The sequence below is a fragment of the Yoonia sp. R2-816 genome (genome assembly GCF_046762905.1).
Taxonomy (GTDB): domain Bacteria; phylum Pseudomonadota; class Alphaproteobacteria; order Rhodobacterales; family Rhodobacteraceae; genus Yoonia.
On record NZ_JBKQXN010000182.1, the window covers coordinates 185,968 to 202,095 of the forward strand.

Annotated in this window: 19 protein-coding genes; 11 read left to right on the forward strand and 8 right to left on the reverse strand. The window is 60.3% G+C overall.

Translation table 11 applies throughout. From position 1 onward, the window contains the following. Nucleotides 1–50 precede the first annotated feature (50 nt). Nucleotides 51–479: a DUF1801 domain-containing protein gene (locus tag ACFWW2_RS08935; RefSeq protein ID WP_393927624.1), complete on the forward strand. Its 429-nt coding sequence runs from the start codon at nucleotides 51–53 to the stop codon at nucleotides 477–479. A gap of 24 nt (nucleotides 480–503) precedes the next feature. On the opposite strand, the gene ACFWW2_RS08940 is transcribed toward ACFWW2_RS08935, so the two are convergent. Continuing rightward, nucleotides 504–1,415 carry an MBL fold metallo-hydrolase gene (locus ACFWW2_RS08940; RefSeq protein WP_393927625.1) on the reverse strand — a complete coding sequence of 304 codons (912 nt, stop codon included), beginning with the start codon at nucleotides 1,413–1,415 and terminating at the stop codon, nucleotides 504–506. Nucleotides 1,416–1,734: 319 nt separating this feature from the next. Between ACFWW2_RS08940 and gltX the strand changes: the two genes are divergently transcribed. From gltX to ACFWW2_RS08955, 3 genes are read left to right on the forward strand one after another with little or no spacing between them, the layout of a single operon-like run. Then, complete coding sequence (gene gltX, locus ACFWW2_RS08945) at nucleotides 1,735–3,054, forward strand: glutamate--tRNA ligase (RefSeq protein WP_393927626.1); 1,320 nt, start codon at nucleotides 1,735–1,737, stop codon at nucleotides 3,052–3,054. After that, complete coding sequence (locus tag ACFWW2_RS08950) at nucleotides 3,047–3,355, forward strand: hypothetical protein (RefSeq protein WP_393927627.1); 309 nt, start codon at nucleotides 3,047–3,049, stop codon at nucleotides 3,353–3,355. The genes gltX and ACFWW2_RS08950 overlap by 8 nt, the downstream gene beginning before the upstream one ends. Continuing rightward, nucleotides 3,356–4,747, forward strand: a complete 1,392-nt coding sequence (locus ACFWW2_RS08955; RefSeq protein WP_393927628.1) for an MATE family efflux transporter — start codon at nucleotides 3,356–3,358, stop codon at nucleotides 4,745–4,747. Here ACFWW2_RS08955 and ACFWW2_RS08960 read toward each other — a convergent pair. Genes ACFWW2_RS08960 through ACFWW2_RS08970 form a run of 3 tightly spaced genes read right to left on the reverse strand, consistent with a single transcriptional unit; the run spans nucleotide 4,718 to nucleotide 8,456 of the window. Then, nucleotides 4,718–5,272, reverse strand: a complete 555-nt coding sequence (locus ACFWW2_RS08960; protein WP_393927629.1) for a gamma-glutamylcyclotransferase family protein — start codon at nucleotides 5,270–5,272, stop codon at nucleotides 4,718–4,720. The genes ACFWW2_RS08955 and ACFWW2_RS08960 overlap by 30 nt on opposite strands. Further along, a complete protein-coding gene (locus ACFWW2_RS08965; RefSeq protein WP_393927630.1) occupies nucleotides 5,269–7,767 on the reverse strand; it encodes an ABC transporter permease in 2,499 nt (832 codons plus the stop codon). The genes ACFWW2_RS08960 and ACFWW2_RS08965 overlap by 4 nt, the downstream gene beginning before the upstream one ends. Beyond that, the gene (locus ACFWW2_RS08970; RefSeq protein ID WP_393927631.1) at nucleotides 7,764–8,456 is read right to left on the reverse strand and encodes an ABC transporter ATP-binding protein; all 693 of its coding nucleotides are present in this window, start codon (nucleotides 8,454–8,456) and stop codon (nucleotides 7,764–7,766) included. The genes ACFWW2_RS08965 and ACFWW2_RS08970 overlap by 4 nt, the downstream gene beginning before the upstream one ends. Here ACFWW2_RS08970 and ACFWW2_RS08975 point away from each other — a divergent pair. Genes ACFWW2_RS08975 through ACFWW2_RS08985 form a run of 3 tightly spaced genes read left to right on the forward strand, consistent with a single transcriptional unit; the run spans nucleotide 8,455 to nucleotide 9,962 of the window. Further along, nucleotides 8,455–9,138 carry an arylesterase gene (locus ACFWW2_RS08975; protein ID WP_393927632.1) on the forward strand — a complete coding sequence of 228 codons (684 nt, stop codon included), beginning with the start codon at nucleotides 8,455–8,457 and terminating at the stop codon, nucleotides 9,136–9,138. The two genes, ACFWW2_RS08970 and ACFWW2_RS08975, sit on opposite strands and share 2 nt — an antisense overlap. Continuing rightward, nucleotides 9,138–9,719, forward strand: a complete 582-nt coding sequence (locus tag ACFWW2_RS08980; RefSeq protein ID WP_393927633.1) for an SOS response-associated peptidase — start codon at nucleotides 9,138–9,140, stop codon at nucleotides 9,717–9,719. The genes ACFWW2_RS08975 and ACFWW2_RS08980 overlap by 1 nt, the downstream gene beginning before the upstream one ends. A gap of 39 nt (nucleotides 9,720–9,758) precedes the next feature. Next, nucleotides 9,759–9,962 carry a dodecin family protein gene (locus tag ACFWW2_RS08985; RefSeq protein ID WP_393927634.1) on the forward strand — a complete coding sequence of 68 codons (204 nt, stop codon included), beginning with the start codon at nucleotides 9,759–9,761 and terminating at the stop codon, nucleotides 9,960–9,962. Between the two features lie 53 nt (nucleotides 9,963–10,015). Here ACFWW2_RS08985 and ACFWW2_RS08990 read toward each other — a convergent pair whose 3' ends face one another. The 4 genes from ACFWW2_RS08990 to ACFWW2_RS09005 all read right to left on the reverse strand — a co-directional run bounded on the left by ACFWW2_RS08990 (nucleotide 10,016) and on the right by ACFWW2_RS09005 (nucleotide 11,886). Continuing rightward, nucleotides 10,016–10,225, reverse strand: a complete 210-nt coding sequence (locus ACFWW2_RS08990; RefSeq protein WP_393927635.1) for a cold-shock protein — start codon at nucleotides 10,223–10,225, stop codon at nucleotides 10,016–10,018. Nucleotides 10,226–10,469: 244 nt separating this feature from the next. Beyond that, the gene (locus ACFWW2_RS08995; protein ID WP_393927636.1) at nucleotides 10,470–10,676 is read right to left on the reverse strand and encodes a cold-shock protein; all 207 of its coding nucleotides are present in this window, start codon (nucleotides 10,674–10,676) and stop codon (nucleotides 10,470–10,472) included. A gap of 206 nt (nucleotides 10,677–10,882) precedes the next feature. Continuing rightward, nucleotides 10,883–11,086, reverse strand: a complete 204-nt coding sequence (locus ACFWW2_RS09000; RefSeq protein WP_393927637.1) for a SlyX family protein — start codon at nucleotides 11,084–11,086, stop codon at nucleotides 10,883–10,885. 8 nt (nucleotides 11,087–11,094) lie between these two features. Then, nucleotides 11,095–11,886 carry a phenylalanine 4-monooxygenase gene (locus ACFWW2_RS09005; protein WP_393927638.1) on the reverse strand — a complete coding sequence of 264 codons (792 nt, stop codon included), beginning with the start codon at nucleotides 11,884–11,886 and terminating at the stop codon, nucleotides 11,095–11,097. Nucleotides 11,887–11,992: 106 nt separating this feature from the next. On the opposite strand from ACFWW2_RS09005, the gene ACFWW2_RS09010 reads away from it, so the two are divergent. The 4 genes from ACFWW2_RS09010 to hisG are packed head-to-tail and all read left to right on the forward strand — an operon-like array spanning nucleotide 11,993 to nucleotide 15,731. Continuing rightward, the gene (locus tag ACFWW2_RS09010) at nucleotides 11,993–12,451 is read left to right on the forward strand and encodes an Lrp/AsnC family transcriptional regulator (RefSeq protein WP_393927639.1); all 459 of its coding nucleotides are present in this window, start codon (nucleotides 11,993–11,995) and stop codon (nucleotides 12,449–12,451) included. Nucleotides 12,452–12,493: 42 nt separating this feature from the next. Beyond that, the gene (gene hisS, locus ACFWW2_RS09015; protein ID WP_393927640.1) at nucleotides 12,494–13,969 is read left to right on the forward strand and encodes a histidine--tRNA ligase; all 1,476 of its coding nucleotides are present in this window, start codon (nucleotides 12,494–12,496) and stop codon (nucleotides 13,967–13,969) included. Next, on the forward strand, nucleotides 13,969–15,048 hold the full coding sequence (locus ACFWW2_RS09020) for an ATP phosphoribosyltransferase regulatory subunit (RefSeq protein WP_393927641.1): 1,080 nt from the start codon (nucleotides 13,969–13,971) through the stop codon (nucleotides 15,046–15,048). Before hisS ends, ACFWW2_RS09020 begins: the two co-directional genes overlap by 1 nt. Beyond that, a complete protein-coding gene (hisG, locus tag ACFWW2_RS09025; RefSeq protein ID WP_393927642.1) occupies nucleotides 15,042–15,731 on the forward strand; it encodes an ATP phosphoribosyltransferase in 690 nt (229 codons plus the stop codon). Before ACFWW2_RS09020 ends, hisG begins: the two co-directional genes overlap by 7 nt. Nucleotides 15,732–16,128: the final 397 nt, after the last annotated feature.

Consider the following 16,128-nt stretch of genomic DNA (forward strand, 5'->3'; position numbering starts at 1 on the left):
ACCTGTCAGGTTGAAAACTGGTTAACTCCATCCAAGGTAAGGAGACGTCGATGACAGAAAACAAGACTCAACCCACCGGCGTCGGTATCAGCGACTTCATCGCAGGCGTCGAACATCCGACGCGCCGTGCTGATGCCGAAACGCTGGATGCCATGTTCCGGCGGGTCACCGGCTGGCAGCCACGCATGTGGGGGCCAACCATAATCGGCTACGGGCAGTATCACTACACTTACGAAAGCGGACGAACGGGTGATTTTCTGGCCACGGGGTTTAGCCCCCGCAAGGTTAACCTCGTCCTTTACATCATGCCCGGATATGCGGATTTCGGACACATCATGGACCGGCTCGGCAAACACAAGCTTGGCAAATCCTGCCTTTACATCAACAAACTAGCCGATGTGGACATGGGCGTGGTCGAGGAACTCGTGCAGGCCGGGCTGGACGATCTGGGCAGCCGCTGGCCGGTCAGCGCCACCTGAGCGAACCCAGATGGCGCACTGCTCTTAAAGCAGCTGATAGCTATGCGGCACGTAATGAAACCCGCCTTCGCCACGCGTATCGATATAGCCCATGCCGGGGAAGGGCATGTGATAACCGATCAGCGGAACACGATCCGCCGCCGCCATTCCCAGAACGCGTTTTCGGCTCGCCGCGGCAGCGGCCTTGTCCATGTCAAAGCGGACTTCCCAATCCGGATAGGCCACCGACCAGACATAGTGATTGGCAAGGTCCGCCATCAGGAACAACTGTTTGCCTCCGCTTTCCAGCATATAGCCCATGTGGCCCGGCGTATGACCAAAGGCATCGACGGCGGTGATCCCACCGCGCACATCATCGCCCGGTTGGATGAATGAAAACTTCTCGGCCAGCGGGCGCACCTTGGCCTCGAAACCTTCGTTTTCGGCCCCGGCCCAGTGATCGAACTCGGCTTGCCCGGTGACATAGGCGGCGTTGGCGAATGTCTCCGCCCCGGCATCATCGGCCAGCCCGCCGATATGGTCGCCATGCATATGGGTGATCACCACATGGGTCACCTGATCGGCGGTGTAACCGGCAGCCTCCATCGCGCTCAGGGTGCCTGCGGGGCTCAGCCCGGTATCAAACAGGATCACCTCTGATCCGGTATTGACCACCGTGGGCGTGAAAAAGAACTGGGCGGCATCGATTGGGATGAAATTGGCGGCGCTGACCTCGGCAAATGTGTCGGCATCCACGTTCATCCCGAAAATCTGCTGCGGGTTTTCCACGCTGCGGCTGCCCGCCAGCAGGGTCGTGACGCGAAAGTCGCCCAAGGTAAAGTTGCGGTGGGTCGGCATGGCCGGGGCAGTATGACCATCTGCGATCGCGAGGGAAGGGGCAGCGGCAAGCGGCAATGCCGCACCGGATAGCAGGGTTTGGCGACGGGTCAGCTTCATCGGATCAACCTTTCATGTATTGAGGTGACGTAAGGGTAGCGCCTGCAAGACCTACGGCAAGGAACGGTTGCGTGAGCGTTCACAAAGATGAACGTGGTCTTAACCTTTGCACCGCGCGTTGCGTTAATGGGGCAAAATCGGCGCAAGGGGTCCGACGCAAGTCCGACGTTTTGCCGACGCGATGCCGACTGGTCATTTTGGCCAAAAGCCCTGTGTTAACTGGCGATCATGCGATTCGCCCAAACCAGGGTGTTGCGCAGCGCAAACTGGACATCCGAACGTTGCCATGCTCAAAGCCCTGCAACAAAGGAATGTCCGCATGACCACCACAAGATTCGCCCCATCCCCCACCGGCTATCTGCATATCGGCAACCTGCGCGCCGCTTTGTTCAACTATGCCATCGCCCGGCAAAACGGCGGCACCTTTATCCTGCGGATCGACGATACCGATCAGGAACGCTCCAAAGACGAATATATCACCGGGATCGAAGAGGATCTGACCTGGCTGGGCCTCACCTGGGACCGGATGGAATACCAGTCCAAACGCATGGACCGCTACGAGGCGGCCAAGCAAAAGCTGATCGACATGGGCCGTCTTTATGAATGTTTCGAGACGCCGACGGAACTGGACCTGAAGCGCAAGAAACAGCTCAATATGGGCAAACCGCCGGTCTATGACCGGGCGGCGCTGGCCTTGACCGAGGACGAAAAAAACACGCTCCGGGCCGAGCGTGGATCGCATTGGCGGTTCAAGCTCGATCACGAACGGATCGAATGGACCGACGGGATCATCGGCGACATTTCCATTGACGCCGCATCCGTCAGCGACCCGGTTCTGTTCAAGAATGACGGACAGATTTTGTACACGCTGGCCTCGGTCGTCGATGATACCGAAATGGGGATCACCGATATCGTCCGCGGGTCCGATCACGTGACAAATACTGCGACACAAATCCAGATTATTCAGGCACTTGGCGGCGCTGTGCCCCGGTTCGCCCATCATTCCCTGCTGACCGGCCCACAGGGCGAGGCGCTGTCTAAACGGCTCGGCACGCTGGCCCTGCGCGACCTGCGCAAACAGGGCATCGCGCCGCAGGCGATCCTGTCGCTGATGGCGCGGCTGGGGTCATCGGACCCCGTGGAATTGCGGGCCAATGTGCAAGAGGTCGTGGACGGATTTGATCTGTCGAAATTCGGCTCTGCCCCGACAAAGTTCGATGCCGAAGACCTCAAACCGCTGACAGCGCGCTATCTTGGCACCCTCAGCAGTGGCGATGTGGCCGATGTTTTAACATCGGCTGGCGTGCCCGATGAACTGGCAGAGCCTTTCTGGAATGTGGTGCGTGACAACATCACCACGCTTGATGACGTGGCCGGATGGTGGAAGATGTTCCGCGACGGGGCGACTCCGCTGGTGGCAGATGAAGACAAGGATTTTGTGGCACAAGCTTTCTTCCTGCTCGACAGCCCACCCTATACTGCAGACACATGGGGCAGCTGGACCGCGGCGGTGAAAGAGGCGACGGGCCGCAAAGGTAAGCAATTGTTCATGCCCTTGCGCAAGGCTGTCACCGGGCGCGAACGGGGGCCGGAAATGGCCGATGTGATGCCGCTGTTGCAAACAAAGCCCGGTGTCTGACGGTAGCAAATCGGTCACCATCCGCCGCGAACGCGGCTTCTATGGCATATTCCGCAAACTGATCGTGCAGGTCGACGGGGCGGAACTGCTGCGGATCAAAGCAGGCGAGACGTTAGAGGCCAAGCTGCCGGCAGGCGCGCGCCATCTGGATATGCGGATGGACTGGATCACCACGCCGCCCTTTGACTTGGCAGATGTCCGGGCGGGCGATACGCTGGTCATCTACGTCCAACGCCGGAGCTTTCACCAGATGTCGAGCCTCAAGGAAATTCCATTCGGTATCCGGATCGACCGCCCGTAAATGGCTGATAATCAAGCCATATTTACCAGGGGTAACCTGTTTCGCCATATCTCGGTCATGTCATTCACAGCCTCTATCGGGCTGATGGCCGTGTTTCTGGTCGATTTCGTCGACATGATCTTCATCTCGATGCTGGGCAAGGCAGAACTGGCCGCCGCCGTGGGCTATGCCGGGGCGATCCTGTTTTTTACCACCTCTTTTGGCATCGGCATGGCGATCGCCGCGGGTGCGCTGGTGGCCCGTGCGCTGGGCGCGGGCGAGGCGGAAGAGGCGCGCCGGCGTGCGACAAATTCACTGATCTACGGCGTTGTTTTCGGGGCACTTTTTGCCAGTTCCGTCTGGTGGAATCTGGGGTTCTTTGTCACCCTCCTTGGGGCCGAGGGCGAAACAAAAGCGCTCGCCGTTCACTACTTGCAAATCATCGTCCCATCCCTGCCTTTCCTGATGGTGGGCATGATCGGCGGGGCGATCTTGCGCGCCCATGGCGATGCGCGCCGGGCCATGATGGCCACGATCTGGGGCGGGCTGGTCAATGCCGTGCTGGACCCGATCCTGATTTTCGGGCTGGATCTGGAATTGACAGGTGCTGCACTGGCCAGTGTGGCCGCGCGGCTGGTCATTGCCGTGGTTGCCCTGATCCCGCTGATCCGGCATTACGATGGGTTCGACAGGCCCACACCACAAAGCCTGACGGTTGATCTGCGGCCCATTCTGGCCATCGCGGTGCCTGCCATCCTGACCCAGCTGGCCACGCCCGTGGGGCAGGCCTATGTCACCCGCGCCATGGCCGAATTTGGCGAAGATGCCGTGGCAGGCATGGCCATCGTCGCCCGTATGACGCCCGTCGGCTTTGGTATCATCTTTGCGCTCTCTGGCGCCATCGGGCCGATCATAGGGCAGAATGCCGGGGCGAACCTGCCCGACCGGGTGCGCGGCGCGTTCCGCGACGGGCTGATCTTTACGGCCCTTGTCGTCGTCGTGGTCTCAACCCTGTTTTTCCTGTCCCGCCCGCTGCTTGTGATGCTGTTCCAGCTGGACGGTATGGCGCTGACGCTGGTGTTCCTGTTTGCCGGGCCGCTGTCGCTGATGTTCTTTTTCAACGGGGTCATCTTCGTGACAAACGCTGCGTTCAACAATCTGGGCCATCCGTTCTATTCGACCATCGTCAACTGGGGGCGGCACACGGCAGGGACGATCCCGTTCGTGATGGTGGGGGCGGCGTGGTATGGCGCGCCCGGTGTCCTGATCGGGCAATATGTGGGCGGTGCTGTCTTTGCGCTGGTGGCGTTCATTCTGGCGCGCCGGGTGATCGCCATGCAGGGTCAAGCGCCTGACAGTGAACCCTTTGCGCGGCAGGCGCGCCTATTCAGCCTGTTCCACCACCGCCGCTAAATGCCTGTCCACCAGCGCCCGCTCATCGTCTGACAGCGGCTGGTGACGCGGATAGACCGGGTCGGCCCGGTCATTCAGCACAGGGGTGTTCCAGCCTACCGTGGTGCGAAAGAAATCGGTAACGCCCTGATGGCCATAAACCCGCAGATAGCCCTGCACGACCACATCCAGATAACTCAGCAGGATCGGATGGTCGCCTTCATCGGCAGCATGTTCCGGCTTGACCTGATAGATTGCCGTGGGCGCCGTTGGCCCGTTATGGCGCACCACCGGCGTGACATCGTGGCGATGATAAGCCGCCTCGCGAGCATCCAGCAGCGCCCAGTCGGCGCCGGGCACCCGTGCAATCAGCCCGCGCAGGGTGCTGTCATTGGCAGGCTCCACCGACAGATACGCTGCCTCGCGCAGGTTGGTCTTGCGCCAGACGCGCCGCCAGCCATGCAGCATGGCCGGACGCGGATCGGCATAGTCGTGGGTCGCCACATTGACCAGACTGCCATAGCCAAAGAATGCGGGGTCGCTCATTCCCGTGCTCTTAGCACCTGCGCCGGCTTTGCGGCAAGGGGACGCCAGGCAAAGGCTAGCCCGGCCAGCAGCGACGCCATGACACCGCCCCCGATGATGGCCAGCGCGTTGGACCAGATCACGTTATACCCGGTTTCCATAATATAGGTGGCCACCGCCCAGCCGCCCAGAATGCCAGCGCCAAGCGCCACGATCCCGGCAGCCAGCCCCACCAATGCGGCCCGCAACGCAAAGCTAGTCATGATCCGGCGGCGCGAGGCCCCCAGCGTCTTCAGCACCGCCGATTCAAAGGTGCGCGCCCGTTCACCGGCCGCTGCGGCCCCGATCAGCACCAGAAAGCCGGTGACCAATGTGATCAGTGCGCCATAGCGTGTCGCCGCCGAAATACCGCCGATCACTTCGATCACCTGATCGATCGCGTCGCGGATGCGGATCGCGGTGATGTTGGGATAGGCGCTGGCCAGATCGCGCAGGATCTGCGCCTCGGCCTCTTCCTCGGCATAGACGGTGGAAATCCAGCTATGCGGCGCGCCTGCCAGCGCGCTTTCGTTCATCGCCAGCACAAAGCCGATCCCGGCGTCTTCCCAACTGACATTGCGAAAACTTGTCACCTCACCGGTGATGTCCCGGCCCAGCACGTTGATGGTCAGCGTATCGCCCAGTCCTAGCCCCATCTCCAGCGCTTCTTCCTCGGCAAAGCTGATCTGGGGCGGGCCGGTATAGCCTTCGGGCCACCATGCACCCTGGGTGACTTCGGTCCCTTTGGGCTGCGCATCGGCATAGGTGATGCCCCGGTCGCCCTGCACGACCCAATGGCCGCCTGCGAACTCTTCGGCGGGGCGTCCGTTGATCTGGGTGATGATGCCGCGCAGCATCGGCGCTGTGTCAACGCGGCTGACGGCAGGGTCGCCATCCAGACGCGCGCGGAACCCGTCGATCTGGTCAGGCTGGATATCGACAAAGAAATAGCTGGGGGCAACGGCTGGCAGATCGTCAGAGAATGAACTGCGCAGGTTGCCGTCGATCTGGCCGACAGCGGCCAGCACGGTCAGGCCAAGGCCAAGCGACAAGACGACCGATGTCGTTTCGCCCCCCCGCGCGCCAATGGCACCAAAGGCCAGCCGCAGGGCAGGGCGGCCGCGGGCCGGGCGCCGGAATCGCCGTGCGGTCCAGCGGATAATGAATGCAGCGATCACCAGAACAAATAGCGCGCCCGCAATCCCGCCTGCTGTCCAAAGGGTCAGGAACGCAGTGCCGGAAAACCAGATCGCGGCGCCGATCAGCAGGGCAATCAGTGCGACAATGGCAATCAGATAGCGCCGACCGGGCAGTGTCCGCGATCCGGCAAAGGCATCACGGAATAAGGTGGCGGCGCGGATATCTTCGGTCTTGGCCAAGGGCCAGAGCGTAAAGATGAGGGCGGCCAGCAGGCCATATATCGCGGCCTCGACCAGTGGACGCGGATAGATCGCGAACTCTGCCGGGATGGGCAGTCGCGCCTCGATCAGAGGGGCGAAAAGAACCGGCAGACCGGCCCCGAGCAGCAGCCCCAGCGCAACCCCGGCCAGCGTCAGCACCCCGACCTGAATGAAGTAGGTCAGAAAGATGATCTGCCGCGTCGCTCCAAGCGTTTTCAGCGTGGCAATGACGCCGGTCTTGCCTGCCAGATACGCACGTACTGCTGCAGATACGCCCACGCCACCGACGGCAAGGCCAGACAGCCCCACAAGAATCAGAAACGCCCCGATCCGGTCCACGAATTGCGCAACACCGCCCGCACCACGTCTGCTGTCGCGCCAACGCAGCCCGCTGTCGCGGAACTCCGCTTCGGCCTGATCTTCAAGCGCCTGCAGATCGGCACCGGGGGGCAGATCAAGCCGGTATTGCGTGGAAAACAGCGTGCCTTCGGCGAGCAATCCCGATTGCGCCAGATCGTCGGTCAGCACGATGGTGCGCGGGCCCAGGCCGAACCCTCCTGCGGCGTTGTCAGGATAGCGGTCCAGAATCGCTCGCAGGGTGAATTCCTGTTCGCCCAGCCGGAATGTATCGCCGGGGGTCAGGCCCAACCTGTCGGCCAGCACCCGTTCCATCACGCCGCCATAACCGACCAGTGCCTGATCAAGCCGCATGTCCGGGTCCAGCCGGACCTCGCCGATCAGCGGATAGGCATCATCAACGGCGCGGATCTGGGTCAGGCCACGTTCATCACCGACAACGGCCATCGACCGGAAATCAACCGTTTCAGAGATATCCTCAGCAATGGATTGCAGCCAGGCCAGCTCGTCATCGCGGGCAAAGCGGTAGGTGAATTCGACCTCGGCATCGCCGCCCAGCAAGGCGGCACCGTCACGTTGCAACCCCGCCTCGATCCCGGCGCGCACCGTGCCCACAGCGGCAATTGCGGCGACACCCAGCGCCAGACAGGCCAGGAACACACGAAACCCGCGCAGGCCCCCGCGCAATTCGCGCAGGGCAAACCGGAACGCGACATTCATTCTGCAGCCTTTGCCAGCGGCGTATCAATGCGCCCATCGCGCAGGCGGATCACCCGGTCACACCGCGCGGCCAACTCGCCCGAATGGGTGACCATGATTAGGGTCGCCCCATGACGGTCACGCAGATCGAACAGCAGTTCGATGATTGCTTGCCCATTCGCTTCGTCCAGATTGCCGGTGGGTTCGTCCGCCAGCAGCAGGCGGGGCCGGGGGGCCGAGGCGCGGGCCAACGCCACACGTTGCTGTTCGCCGCCAGACATCTGACTAGGGTAATGATCAATCCGGTCGCCCAGCCCGACGGCACGCAATTCGGCCTCGGCCCGATCAAACGCATCCTTCGCCCCGGCCAGTTCCAGCGGGGTTGCGACGTTTTCCAAAGCGGTCATTGTTGGGATCAGGTGGAAAGATTGGAAAACCACCCCCATATTGTCCCTGCGAAAGCGGGCCAGCTGGTCCTCGTTCATGTTTGTCAGGTCCTGGCCAAGTGCCGTGATCTTGCCGGATGTGGCCTGTTCCAGCCCGCCCATCAACATAAGGAGTGACGATTTGCCCGACCCGCTTGGCCCGACAAGGCCCAATGTCTCGCCCCCTGCCACATCCAGTGAGATATCGTGCAGGATGTCCACGCGACCTGCATTGCCGTCGAGTGACAGGTTGGCGTCAGAGATCGAAAGAACGGGGTCGGTCATGCAGGCTGCCTCAGGTCGTTTTGTTTCATTTGCATATGGGGCGCTTTGTCATATCAGCAAGCTGGTTATCGCGGTTTTGATAACAACCGGTGTCGCCCGGGCAGAAACCGTCACGGTTGCGGCCTTGGGCGACAGTCTGACGGCAGGGTACGGGCTGGCCCAGGGTGAAGGTTTCGTGCCGCAACTGCAGGCATGGCTGCAGGGGCAGGGGGCCGATGTGACGGTGATGAACGCCGGTGTCTCCGGCGATACAACGGCTGGGGGGCTGTCGCGCGTGGACTGGACCCTGACGCCGGATGTGGATGCCATGATCGTCACGCTAGGCGGCAATGATTACCTGCGCGGGATTGATCCTGCCGTCAGCCGGGCCAATCTGGATGGTGTTTTGGCCGCAGGGCAAGAGGCCGGGGTCGAGATGCTGCTGGTCGGCCTGAAGGCGGGCACCAATTACGGGCTTGATTACAAAATAGAATTTGACGCGATCTATACCGATCTGGCGGCCAAATACGATGTGCCTCTCTACGCCGGTTTCTTTGACGGGCTGCGGGCGGTCGCAGGAATGCAGGAAGGCATGGCAGAGTTTATGCAAGCCGATGGCATCCATCCTAACAAGGATGGGGTGGCGGTGATCGTCGCGGCGATTGGACCAACCGTGCTGGACTTGGTCGAGGCGGTGGACTAATGCCGGGCCGGTTTTTCCTGACGCGCCCCGCCGCAGGGATCACCGACCCACCAAGGATGAACATCGCGCCGGGCCAAGAGGTGATCACCCTGACCAAGGACGGCGCGCAGCATATGCGCTGGGGGCTGATCCCGGTGGGGCGGGTCAACGCAAGGGGACGCCCTGTCATGGAAACCATCGTCAATGCGCGGTCCGAAACCGTCTTTGACAAATCCGCCTTTCAGGATGTGAAACTGGCCGCCGTCCCGGTGGAAGGCTGGTACGAATGGACCGGCGAAAAGCGGCGCAAGCAGCCCTGGCGGATCAGCCGCAAGGATGGCGCGCTGCTGTGGTTCGCCGCGATCTATGACATCTGGAACGGACCGGGTGGTGTGCAGGTGTATCAGGTTGCGACCATCACCTGTGAACCCTCAGCGGATGTGCGCGAAATCCATCACAGAATGGGAGTTATCCTTGAAGAAAGCCAGTTGGATCACTGGTTTGAGTGCGACGAAGAAGCAGCAAAGGCGCTGATGCGGCCTTATCCTGACGGCACCTTGCAGATTGAAAAGGCAGATGACGTGGACTGGACGGCGCCTTGAGCGTAGGCTGCAACTCTCAACAAACTGGAGGGAGCTACAATGTCAGTCGCAAAAGTCACCGAAATCATCGCATCTTCGTCGAAATCCTTTGATGACGCGGTCGAGAACGGGATCAAGAAGGCATCCAAAACGCTCAAGGGGATCACCGGGGCCTGGGTTGCCGATCAGAAAGTGACGGTGAAGGATGGTGAGGTGGACGAATATCGGGTCGTGATGAAAGTGACCTTCGTCCTGCAGGATTGAACGCAAAAGGGCGCCCTGCGAGGCGCCCTTTTCGCAGCATATGATCGCCGAATTTAGTCGGCCAACGTCAGGTTCACAGCGCTTTCGCGACCATCGCGACCTGCTTCGATGTCAAAATTAACCTTCTGATCATCTTTGAGGCCGGTAAGACCCGACCGCTCCACAGCAGAAATATGGACGAAAACGTCCTTCGTTCCGCCGTCAGGTGCGATAAAGCCGTAGCCTTTTGTGGTGTTGAACCATTTGACAGTGCCTGAAGCCATGTCCTTGTCTTCCTTACTTAGTTTCCGCTCGCGGGACTGCAGCGGACCGGCTCGGTCAAACTTGGATCGAAAGACTGGGCCGTAGAAGGAGACAGTGGTCGATAGATTTAACGTCGCAGTTGCAGAATGGCATCTGCGGCAACAAAATCAAGAAAATTACATAATTGTAATAGAATCAGCGATTAAACGCCGGTCAATTGTGGCGCCCATGAAAACGCGCGCCACATTCTTCAAATTTGCAGGCTTACGCCAGGGCGAGGTTGATCGCCGATTCGCGGCCGTCACGGCCTGCTTCGATGTCGAAAGTGACCTTCTGGTCGTCTTTCAGACCGGTGAGGCCAGAACGCTCAACAGCAGAGATATGAACGAAAACGTCCTTTGATCCGCCATCAGGTGCGATAAAGCCGAAGCCTTTGGTTGCGTTGAACCATTTCACGGTGCCAGTAGCCATCGTGTTTTCCTTTGTATTTGTGCTGCCCACATGATTGCGGCAGCCCGGCTTAGTCAGTGCAAATTCGAGAGACTGTGGCCGAAAGGAGAACAGTGGGTCGAGTTGGATAACGTCTGCACCGCTCATGTGGGGCCAGTTGCAACAAAAAGCAAGATAAATCGTACCACACCCGCATCCGGGCGACAAAACAGCGGAAAAATGGGCTCCTACCAGTGTGGCGGGCGTTGATCACCTAAAGGGACAGTGCCGCCCGCATCCAATTCGCGGGTCGCTTCCCGCTCCATCAGCATCGCCAGACGGCGCATCGCCAGCGCCAGCTCTGTTTCCTGACGGGCAACAATATCAGATAATTCCTCGACCGTGCGGGTCAGATGGGCAATTTGTTCTTCCAGATGTGTGGTGTCGGTCATGGCACCTTTTAGCTGGCTTCCTTCGCTGCGAAAAGGGCGGGCAGATCGCCGCGTGTCTTTGCCAGATCAATTAGCGCGGCAAAATCCGCATCCAGTGTTTCGGCCAGCTGATCAAAACTGTCGATCACGAAATAGGTCGGCTGCACGATGTCGATGCGGTACGGCGTGCGGAACACGGTCAACAGGTCGAAATTCTGCATCAACGCATCACCTGACATCGCATGCGCGGCCTCAGCGGGCGATGACACGATGCCCGCCCCATAGGCGCGCAGGCCCTCTGACGTGCGGATCATCCCGAATTCGACCGTGAACCAGAAGAGCCGGAACATGTGCCAGCTATAGCCCTTGCCCAGTTCCCGCGCCTGTTTACCGAACCCTTCGATAAAATCGGCATAAGGCGTATTGGTCAGCATCGGGCAATGGCCGAACACCTCGTGAAACAGATCGGGTTCTTCGATGTAATCCATATGTTCGCGCCGCCGCAGGAAGGTGGCGACGGGAAACTTGCGCTGGCTGAGCAGCGCATAGAATTGCGATGGGGGGATGATGGCGGGCACACCCTCGGCCCCGGCCCCGGTGAGGGCATGCAGACGGGCGTCAATCTCTTTCACCTGCGGGGTTTTGTCTGCGTTCAGGCCCAGTTTGGCTACGCCGTCCAGATATTCCGGGGCCACCTTGCCGGGCAAAAAATCCATCTGCCGGGTAAACAACTCACCCCAGACGGCATCGTCTTCGGCGGTGTAAGGAAAAAACCCGTCTTCGTCGGGGTGTAGCGAAGTATAGGTCGTATCTTTGGGCATCGGAAAGCTCCTTTTGCCCAGTATCGCCCAACCTTGCGGAAATTTCCTGTCAATCACGTCGTGTTTTGAGTATTTTTGGAAGAAAGAAGTCGAAAGAAGTGGCGATATGAAATTTTCTGATCAGGAAAGGGCGCTTCTGGGCGCACTGCAGACCGACGCCGCGGCATCCCTCGCCGAATTGGCGGACCGCGCAGGCATGGCCACATCAACCGTCTGGCGCAAGCTGCAGGAGTTCGAAAACCTTGGCCTTCTGAAAGGCCGCGTGGCTCTTCTGGACCCCGCCAAGGCCGATGTGCGCCTTTGCGTCTTTGCCACCGTGCGCCTATCGGACCATGCCGAAACCTCGATCGCCGGGTTCGCCAGCGTCATTCGCAGTCATCCGGAGATTATGGAGGCGCACGCCATTTCCGGCACCGCCGACTATATCCTGAAAATCCGCTGCAAGGATGTGGAGGCCTACGAAGGCTTCATGACCCACACCCTCCTCCGCTCGCCCTTCGTCAAATCCGTCGTGTCGTCTTTCAGCCTGAAAGAGCTGAAATACACGACCGCATTGCCCCTATGACATTGCCGCGTTAAACGGCGCACGACCATAAAGGACAGGACCATGGCGAAGGACAAAAAACAGCCCCGCCCCAAGGCCGTAACGCCCAAGGGGTTCCGCGATTATTTCGGCGCAGAGGTGACAGCCCGTACCGAAATGCTGACCAAGATCGCCGGGGTCTATCATCGCTACGGGTTCGACGCGCTGGAAACATCCGCCGTCGAAACGGTCGAGGCGCTGGGCAAGTTCCTGCCGGACGTGGACCGGCCCAATGAAGGGGTTTTCGCCTGGGAAGAAGACGGCGATTGGCTGGCCCTGCGCTATGACATGACAGCACCGCTCGCCCGCGTCGCCGCACAATACCGCAACGACCTGCCATCGCCCTATCGCCGTTATACGATGGGGCCAGTCTGGCGGAACGAAAAGCCCGGGCCGGGGCGGTTCCGGCAGTTTTATCAATGCGATGCAGATACGGTGGGGTCGGCATCAGTGGCCGCCGATGCCGAGATTTGCGCAATGCTGGCCGGTACGCTGGAAGAGGTCGGTATTCCGCGCGGCGACTACGTGATCCGGGTGAATAACCGCAAGGTGCTGGATGCCGTGCTGGAAAACATCGGACTTTCAGCGGATGATGTCGGCAAGAGAGAAGCAGTGCTACGCAACATCGATAAGTACGACAAAGTTGGTCGTGAGGGTGTCCTTCTCCTTCTTACATCAGGGAGATTGGATGAATCGGGCGCATTTATTGACGGTGTTGGATTGTCCTCTCAGCAAGCTGAGACCGTATTGCTGTTTTTGAACTCTACTGGTGACAACAACGACGAGTCTCTAGATCTTCTTGGACAATTAATTGCCGATAGGCCCATCGGTCAGCAAGGCATTGAAGAATTGCAAACCATGTCGAAGTTGCTCGCTGCTCAAGGGTATACAGAAGAACAAATTAAGATCGATGCGTCTGTCGTCCGTGGCCTCGGCTATTACACCGGCCCGGTCTACGAGGCCGAACTGACCTTCGAAATCAAAGACGAAAAAGGCCGCCCCCGCAACTTCGGCTCCGTCGCAGGCGGCGGGCGTTATGACGACCTCGTCAAACGCTTCACCGGACAATCCGTCCCGGCCACCGGTGTCTCGATCGGTGTCGACCGCCTGCTCGCCGCGCTGCACGCGAAAGGCCGTATCGACAGCACCGCCCAAGGCCCCGTCATCGTCACCGTGATGGATCGCGACCGCATGGCCGATTACCAGACCATGGTCGCCGAACTGCGCAACGAAGGCATCCGGGCGGAGGTCTATCTGGGCAACCCCAAAAACTTCGGCAACCAACTGAAATATGCGGACAAACGGCACTCCCCCATCGCCATCATCGCGGGCGGGGACGAGTTCGACAAAGGTGTCGTGCAAATCAAGGACCTGATCCTTGGGGCCGAGATTGCCAAGAACGCCACGCTGGAAGAATGGAAAGACCGACCCAGCCAATACGAGGTGCCGCGCGATCAGATGCTCGCTAAAGTGCGTGAGATCTTGGACGGGCAAGGGTAATGCCAACCGCCCCCGCCACGTTGAAAGAGGCGCGCCGCCTGCGTGACCATTTCGCGGCCCAAGGCGCGCTGGTGGTCAAGGCCGACGTCCTGCAATCTGCTGACACATTGCTCGACCTTTATGGCGAGGATATCCGCGCGCGCGCCTACCTCACCTCCGACCCCCTGCGCGGTGAAATGGTGCTGCGCCCTGACTTCACCGTTCCCGTCGTGCAGATGCATATGGAAAGCCACGCGGAACCCGCCCGCTACACCTATTCCGGCAAGGTTTTCCGCAAACAAGAAAGCGATGAAACCCGTGCCAACGAATATGTGCAGGTCGGCTACGAGGTCTTCGACGGCCAGAACCCCGCCGGCGCTGATGCCGAGGTGTTCGCCACCATCGCCGCCGGGCTGGACGGGCTGCCGGTACGGGCGGCGACAGGCGACATCGGCATCCTGACGGCGGCTGTGCGCGGGTTGCAGACCACCGATGCGCGCAAGGCGGCCCTGCTGCGCCATATCTGGCGTCCCGGACGGTTCAAGGCCCTGCTGAAACGCTACGGATCGGGCACGGTGCCTGCCGCGCGTGCGGCCCTGCTGGCCGCCGATGATCCGTTTGCCGATGCCGGCCCCGATATCGGGCTGCGCAGCCGGGAAGAGGTTGCGGCCCGGATCGACGCATTGCGTGCCGATGCCACAGCAAGCCCCATCGCATCAGAAGAAATCGCCCTGATCGACGCGGTCCTGTCCTTGCGCGAAACCTGCCCCAATGTTCTCAGCGCGCTGCGCGACATCGCCGTCGATATGCCCTCTGTGCGGGACGCGGTGGCGCGGATGTCCGCCCGGCTTGATGCGATGTCAGGGCGGGGGATCGACATAGAAACGCTGGAGTTCGAAGGCAGCTATGGCCGCACCTCGCTGGAATATTACGACGGCTTCGTCTTTGGCTTTTACGCAATAGACCGACCCGACCTGCCACCGGTCGCCACAGGCGGGCGCTATGACGCGCTGACCACCCGGCTGGGACAGGGCAGGGCGGTGCCTGCGGTCGGCGGTGTGATCCGGCCCGATCTGGTGTTGGAGGTCGGTACATGCTGAAACTCGGCGTGCCGTCCAAGGGACGGCTGATGGACAAGACCTTCCAATGGTTCGGGCAGCGCGGGGTCACCTTGCGCAAATCCGGGTCCGACCGGGAATATGCGGGTGCCGTGGATGGGATCGACGGGGTTGAACTGGTGCTGCTGTCAGCCGGGGAAATCCCGCGCGAACTGGCAGCGGGGAACATCCATCTGGGTGTGACCGGATCGGACCTGGTGCGCGAAAAGCTGGCCAACTGGGATGCCCGGGTGGCCGAACTGGCGCCGATGGGGTTCGGCGGCGCCGACCTGATCATCGCCGTGCCGCAGGCCTGGGTCGATGTGGACACGCTGGATGATCTGGATGCGGCAGCAGCGGCGTTCCGGGCGCGACACGGCTTCCGGCTGCGGATCGCGACCAAATACCACCGGCTGGTCCGGGATTTCCTGCGCGACCACGGGGTCGCCGATTACCAGATCGTGGACAGCCAGGGGGCGACCGAAGGCACCGTCAAAAACGAAACGGCAGAGGCCATCGCCGACATCACCTCAACCGGTGAGACGCTGCGGGCGAACGGTCTGAAGATCCTGAGTGACGGGCTGATCCATGCCTCACAAGCGACCCTGTTTCGGGGGCGGCGGAAAGACTGGACCGATGAACAGCGCAGCAAATTGAAGGCACTGCAGATGGTGCTGGGGATTTGATGGGAAAATCCAAATAAGCGGGATCTATCAAATTCGATTGTGGCTTCGACGCATTGGAATTGCTGCTCAAAAGAGGGCAGTTTCATTGCAATTCGTTAGGTGAGGACGTCTCTTTCCGCCCCGATTTGCGGACAAAACATAACGCGCCCTCGATGGCCGTTCGCATTGGAGGTCCGCTGCACTGGTTTACCATTATAGAATACACATTCCGGCCACGGAGTCGTGTTGTGGCCACGTCCCAATACCGGCCTCATGATCAAGTTTGCGATGCCGACGTCGTAATCATGTTCGATATGTCACTCCGTTTATCATAGGTAATTCACCTTTTGGTTGAGGAAAGCTATCGTAAGTTTGGTGCATTGAAGGTACCTTTGGACTGGTTCATTTCGTGCGTTTC

What these genes read in the sequence shown, in the direction of transcription:
- hisS (WP_393927640.1), top strand. Translation starts at nt 12,494, where the DNA reads ATGGCGAAGGACAAAAAACAGCCCCGCCCCAAGGCCGTAACGCCCAAG.
- ACFWW2_RS08960 (WP_393927629.1), bottom strand. Translation starts at nt 5,272, where the DNA reads ATGAGCGACCCCGCATTCTTTGGCTATGGCAGTCTGGTCAATGTGGCG.
- ACFWW2_RS08970 (WP_393927631.1), bottom strand. Translation starts at nt 8,456, where the DNA reads ATGACCGACCCCGTTCTTTCGATCTCTGACGCCAACCTGTCACTCGAC.
- ACFWW2_RS09005 (WP_393927638.1), bottom strand. Translation starts at nt 11,886, where the DNA reads ATGCCCAAAGATACGACCTATACTTCGCTACACCCCGACGAAGACGGG.
- ACFWW2_RS08955 (WP_393927628.1), top strand. Translation starts at nt 3,356, where the DNA reads ATGGCTGATAATCAAGCCATATTTACCAGGGGTAACCTGTTTCGCCAT.
- ACFWW2_RS08965 (WP_393927630.1), bottom strand. Translation starts at nt 7,767, where the DNA reads ATGAATGTCGCGTTCCGGTTTGCCCTGCGCGAATTGCGCGGGGGCCTG.
- ACFWW2_RS08975 (WP_393927632.1), top strand. Translation starts at nt 8,455, where the DNA reads ATGCAGGCTGCCTCAGGTCGTTTTGTTTCATTTGCATATGGGGCGCTT.
- ACFWW2_RS08985 (WP_393927634.1), top strand. Translation starts at nt 9,759, where the DNA reads ATGTCAGTCGCAAAAGTCACCGAAATCATCGCATCTTCGTCGAAATCC.
- ACFWW2_RS09000 (WP_393927637.1), bottom strand. Translation starts at nt 11,086, where the DNA reads ATGACCGACACCACACATCTGGAAGAACAAATTGCCCATCTGACCCGC.
- ACFWW2_RS09010 (WP_393927639.1), top strand. Translation starts at nt 11,993, where the DNA reads ATGAAATTTTCTGATCAGGAAAGGGCGCTTCTGGGCGCACTGCAGACC.
- ACFWW2_RS09020 (WP_393927641.1), top strand. Translation starts at nt 13,969, where the DNA reads ATGCCAACCGCCCCCGCCACGTTGAAAGAGGCGCGCCGCCTGCGTGAC.
- ACFWW2_RS08935 (WP_393927624.1), top strand. Translation starts at nt 51, where the DNA reads ATGACAGAAAACAAGACTCAACCCACCGGCGTCGGTATCAGCGACTTC.
- hisG (WP_393927642.1), top strand. Translation starts at nt 15,042, where the DNA reads ATGCTGAAACTCGGCGTGCCGTCCAAGGGACGGCTGATGGACAAGACC.
- gltX (WP_393927626.1), top strand. Translation starts at nt 1,735, where the DNA reads ATGACCACCACAAGATTCGCCCCATCCCCCACCGGCTATCTGCATATC.
- ACFWW2_RS08980 (WP_393927633.1), top strand. Translation starts at nt 9,138, where the DNA reads ATGCCGGGCCGGTTTTTCCTGACGCGCCCCGCCGCAGGGATCACCGAC.
- ACFWW2_RS08940 (WP_393927625.1), bottom strand. Translation starts at nt 1,415, where the DNA reads ATGAAGCTGACCCGTCGCCAAACCCTGCTATCCGGTGCGGCATTGCCG.
- ACFWW2_RS08995 (WP_393927636.1), bottom strand. Translation starts at nt 10,676, where the DNA reads ATGGCTACTGGCACCGTGAAATGGTTCAACGCAACCAAAGGCTTCGGC.
- ACFWW2_RS08990 (WP_393927635.1), bottom strand. Translation starts at nt 10,225, where the DNA reads ATGGCTTCAGGCACTGTCAAATGGTTCAACACCACAAAAGGCTACGGC.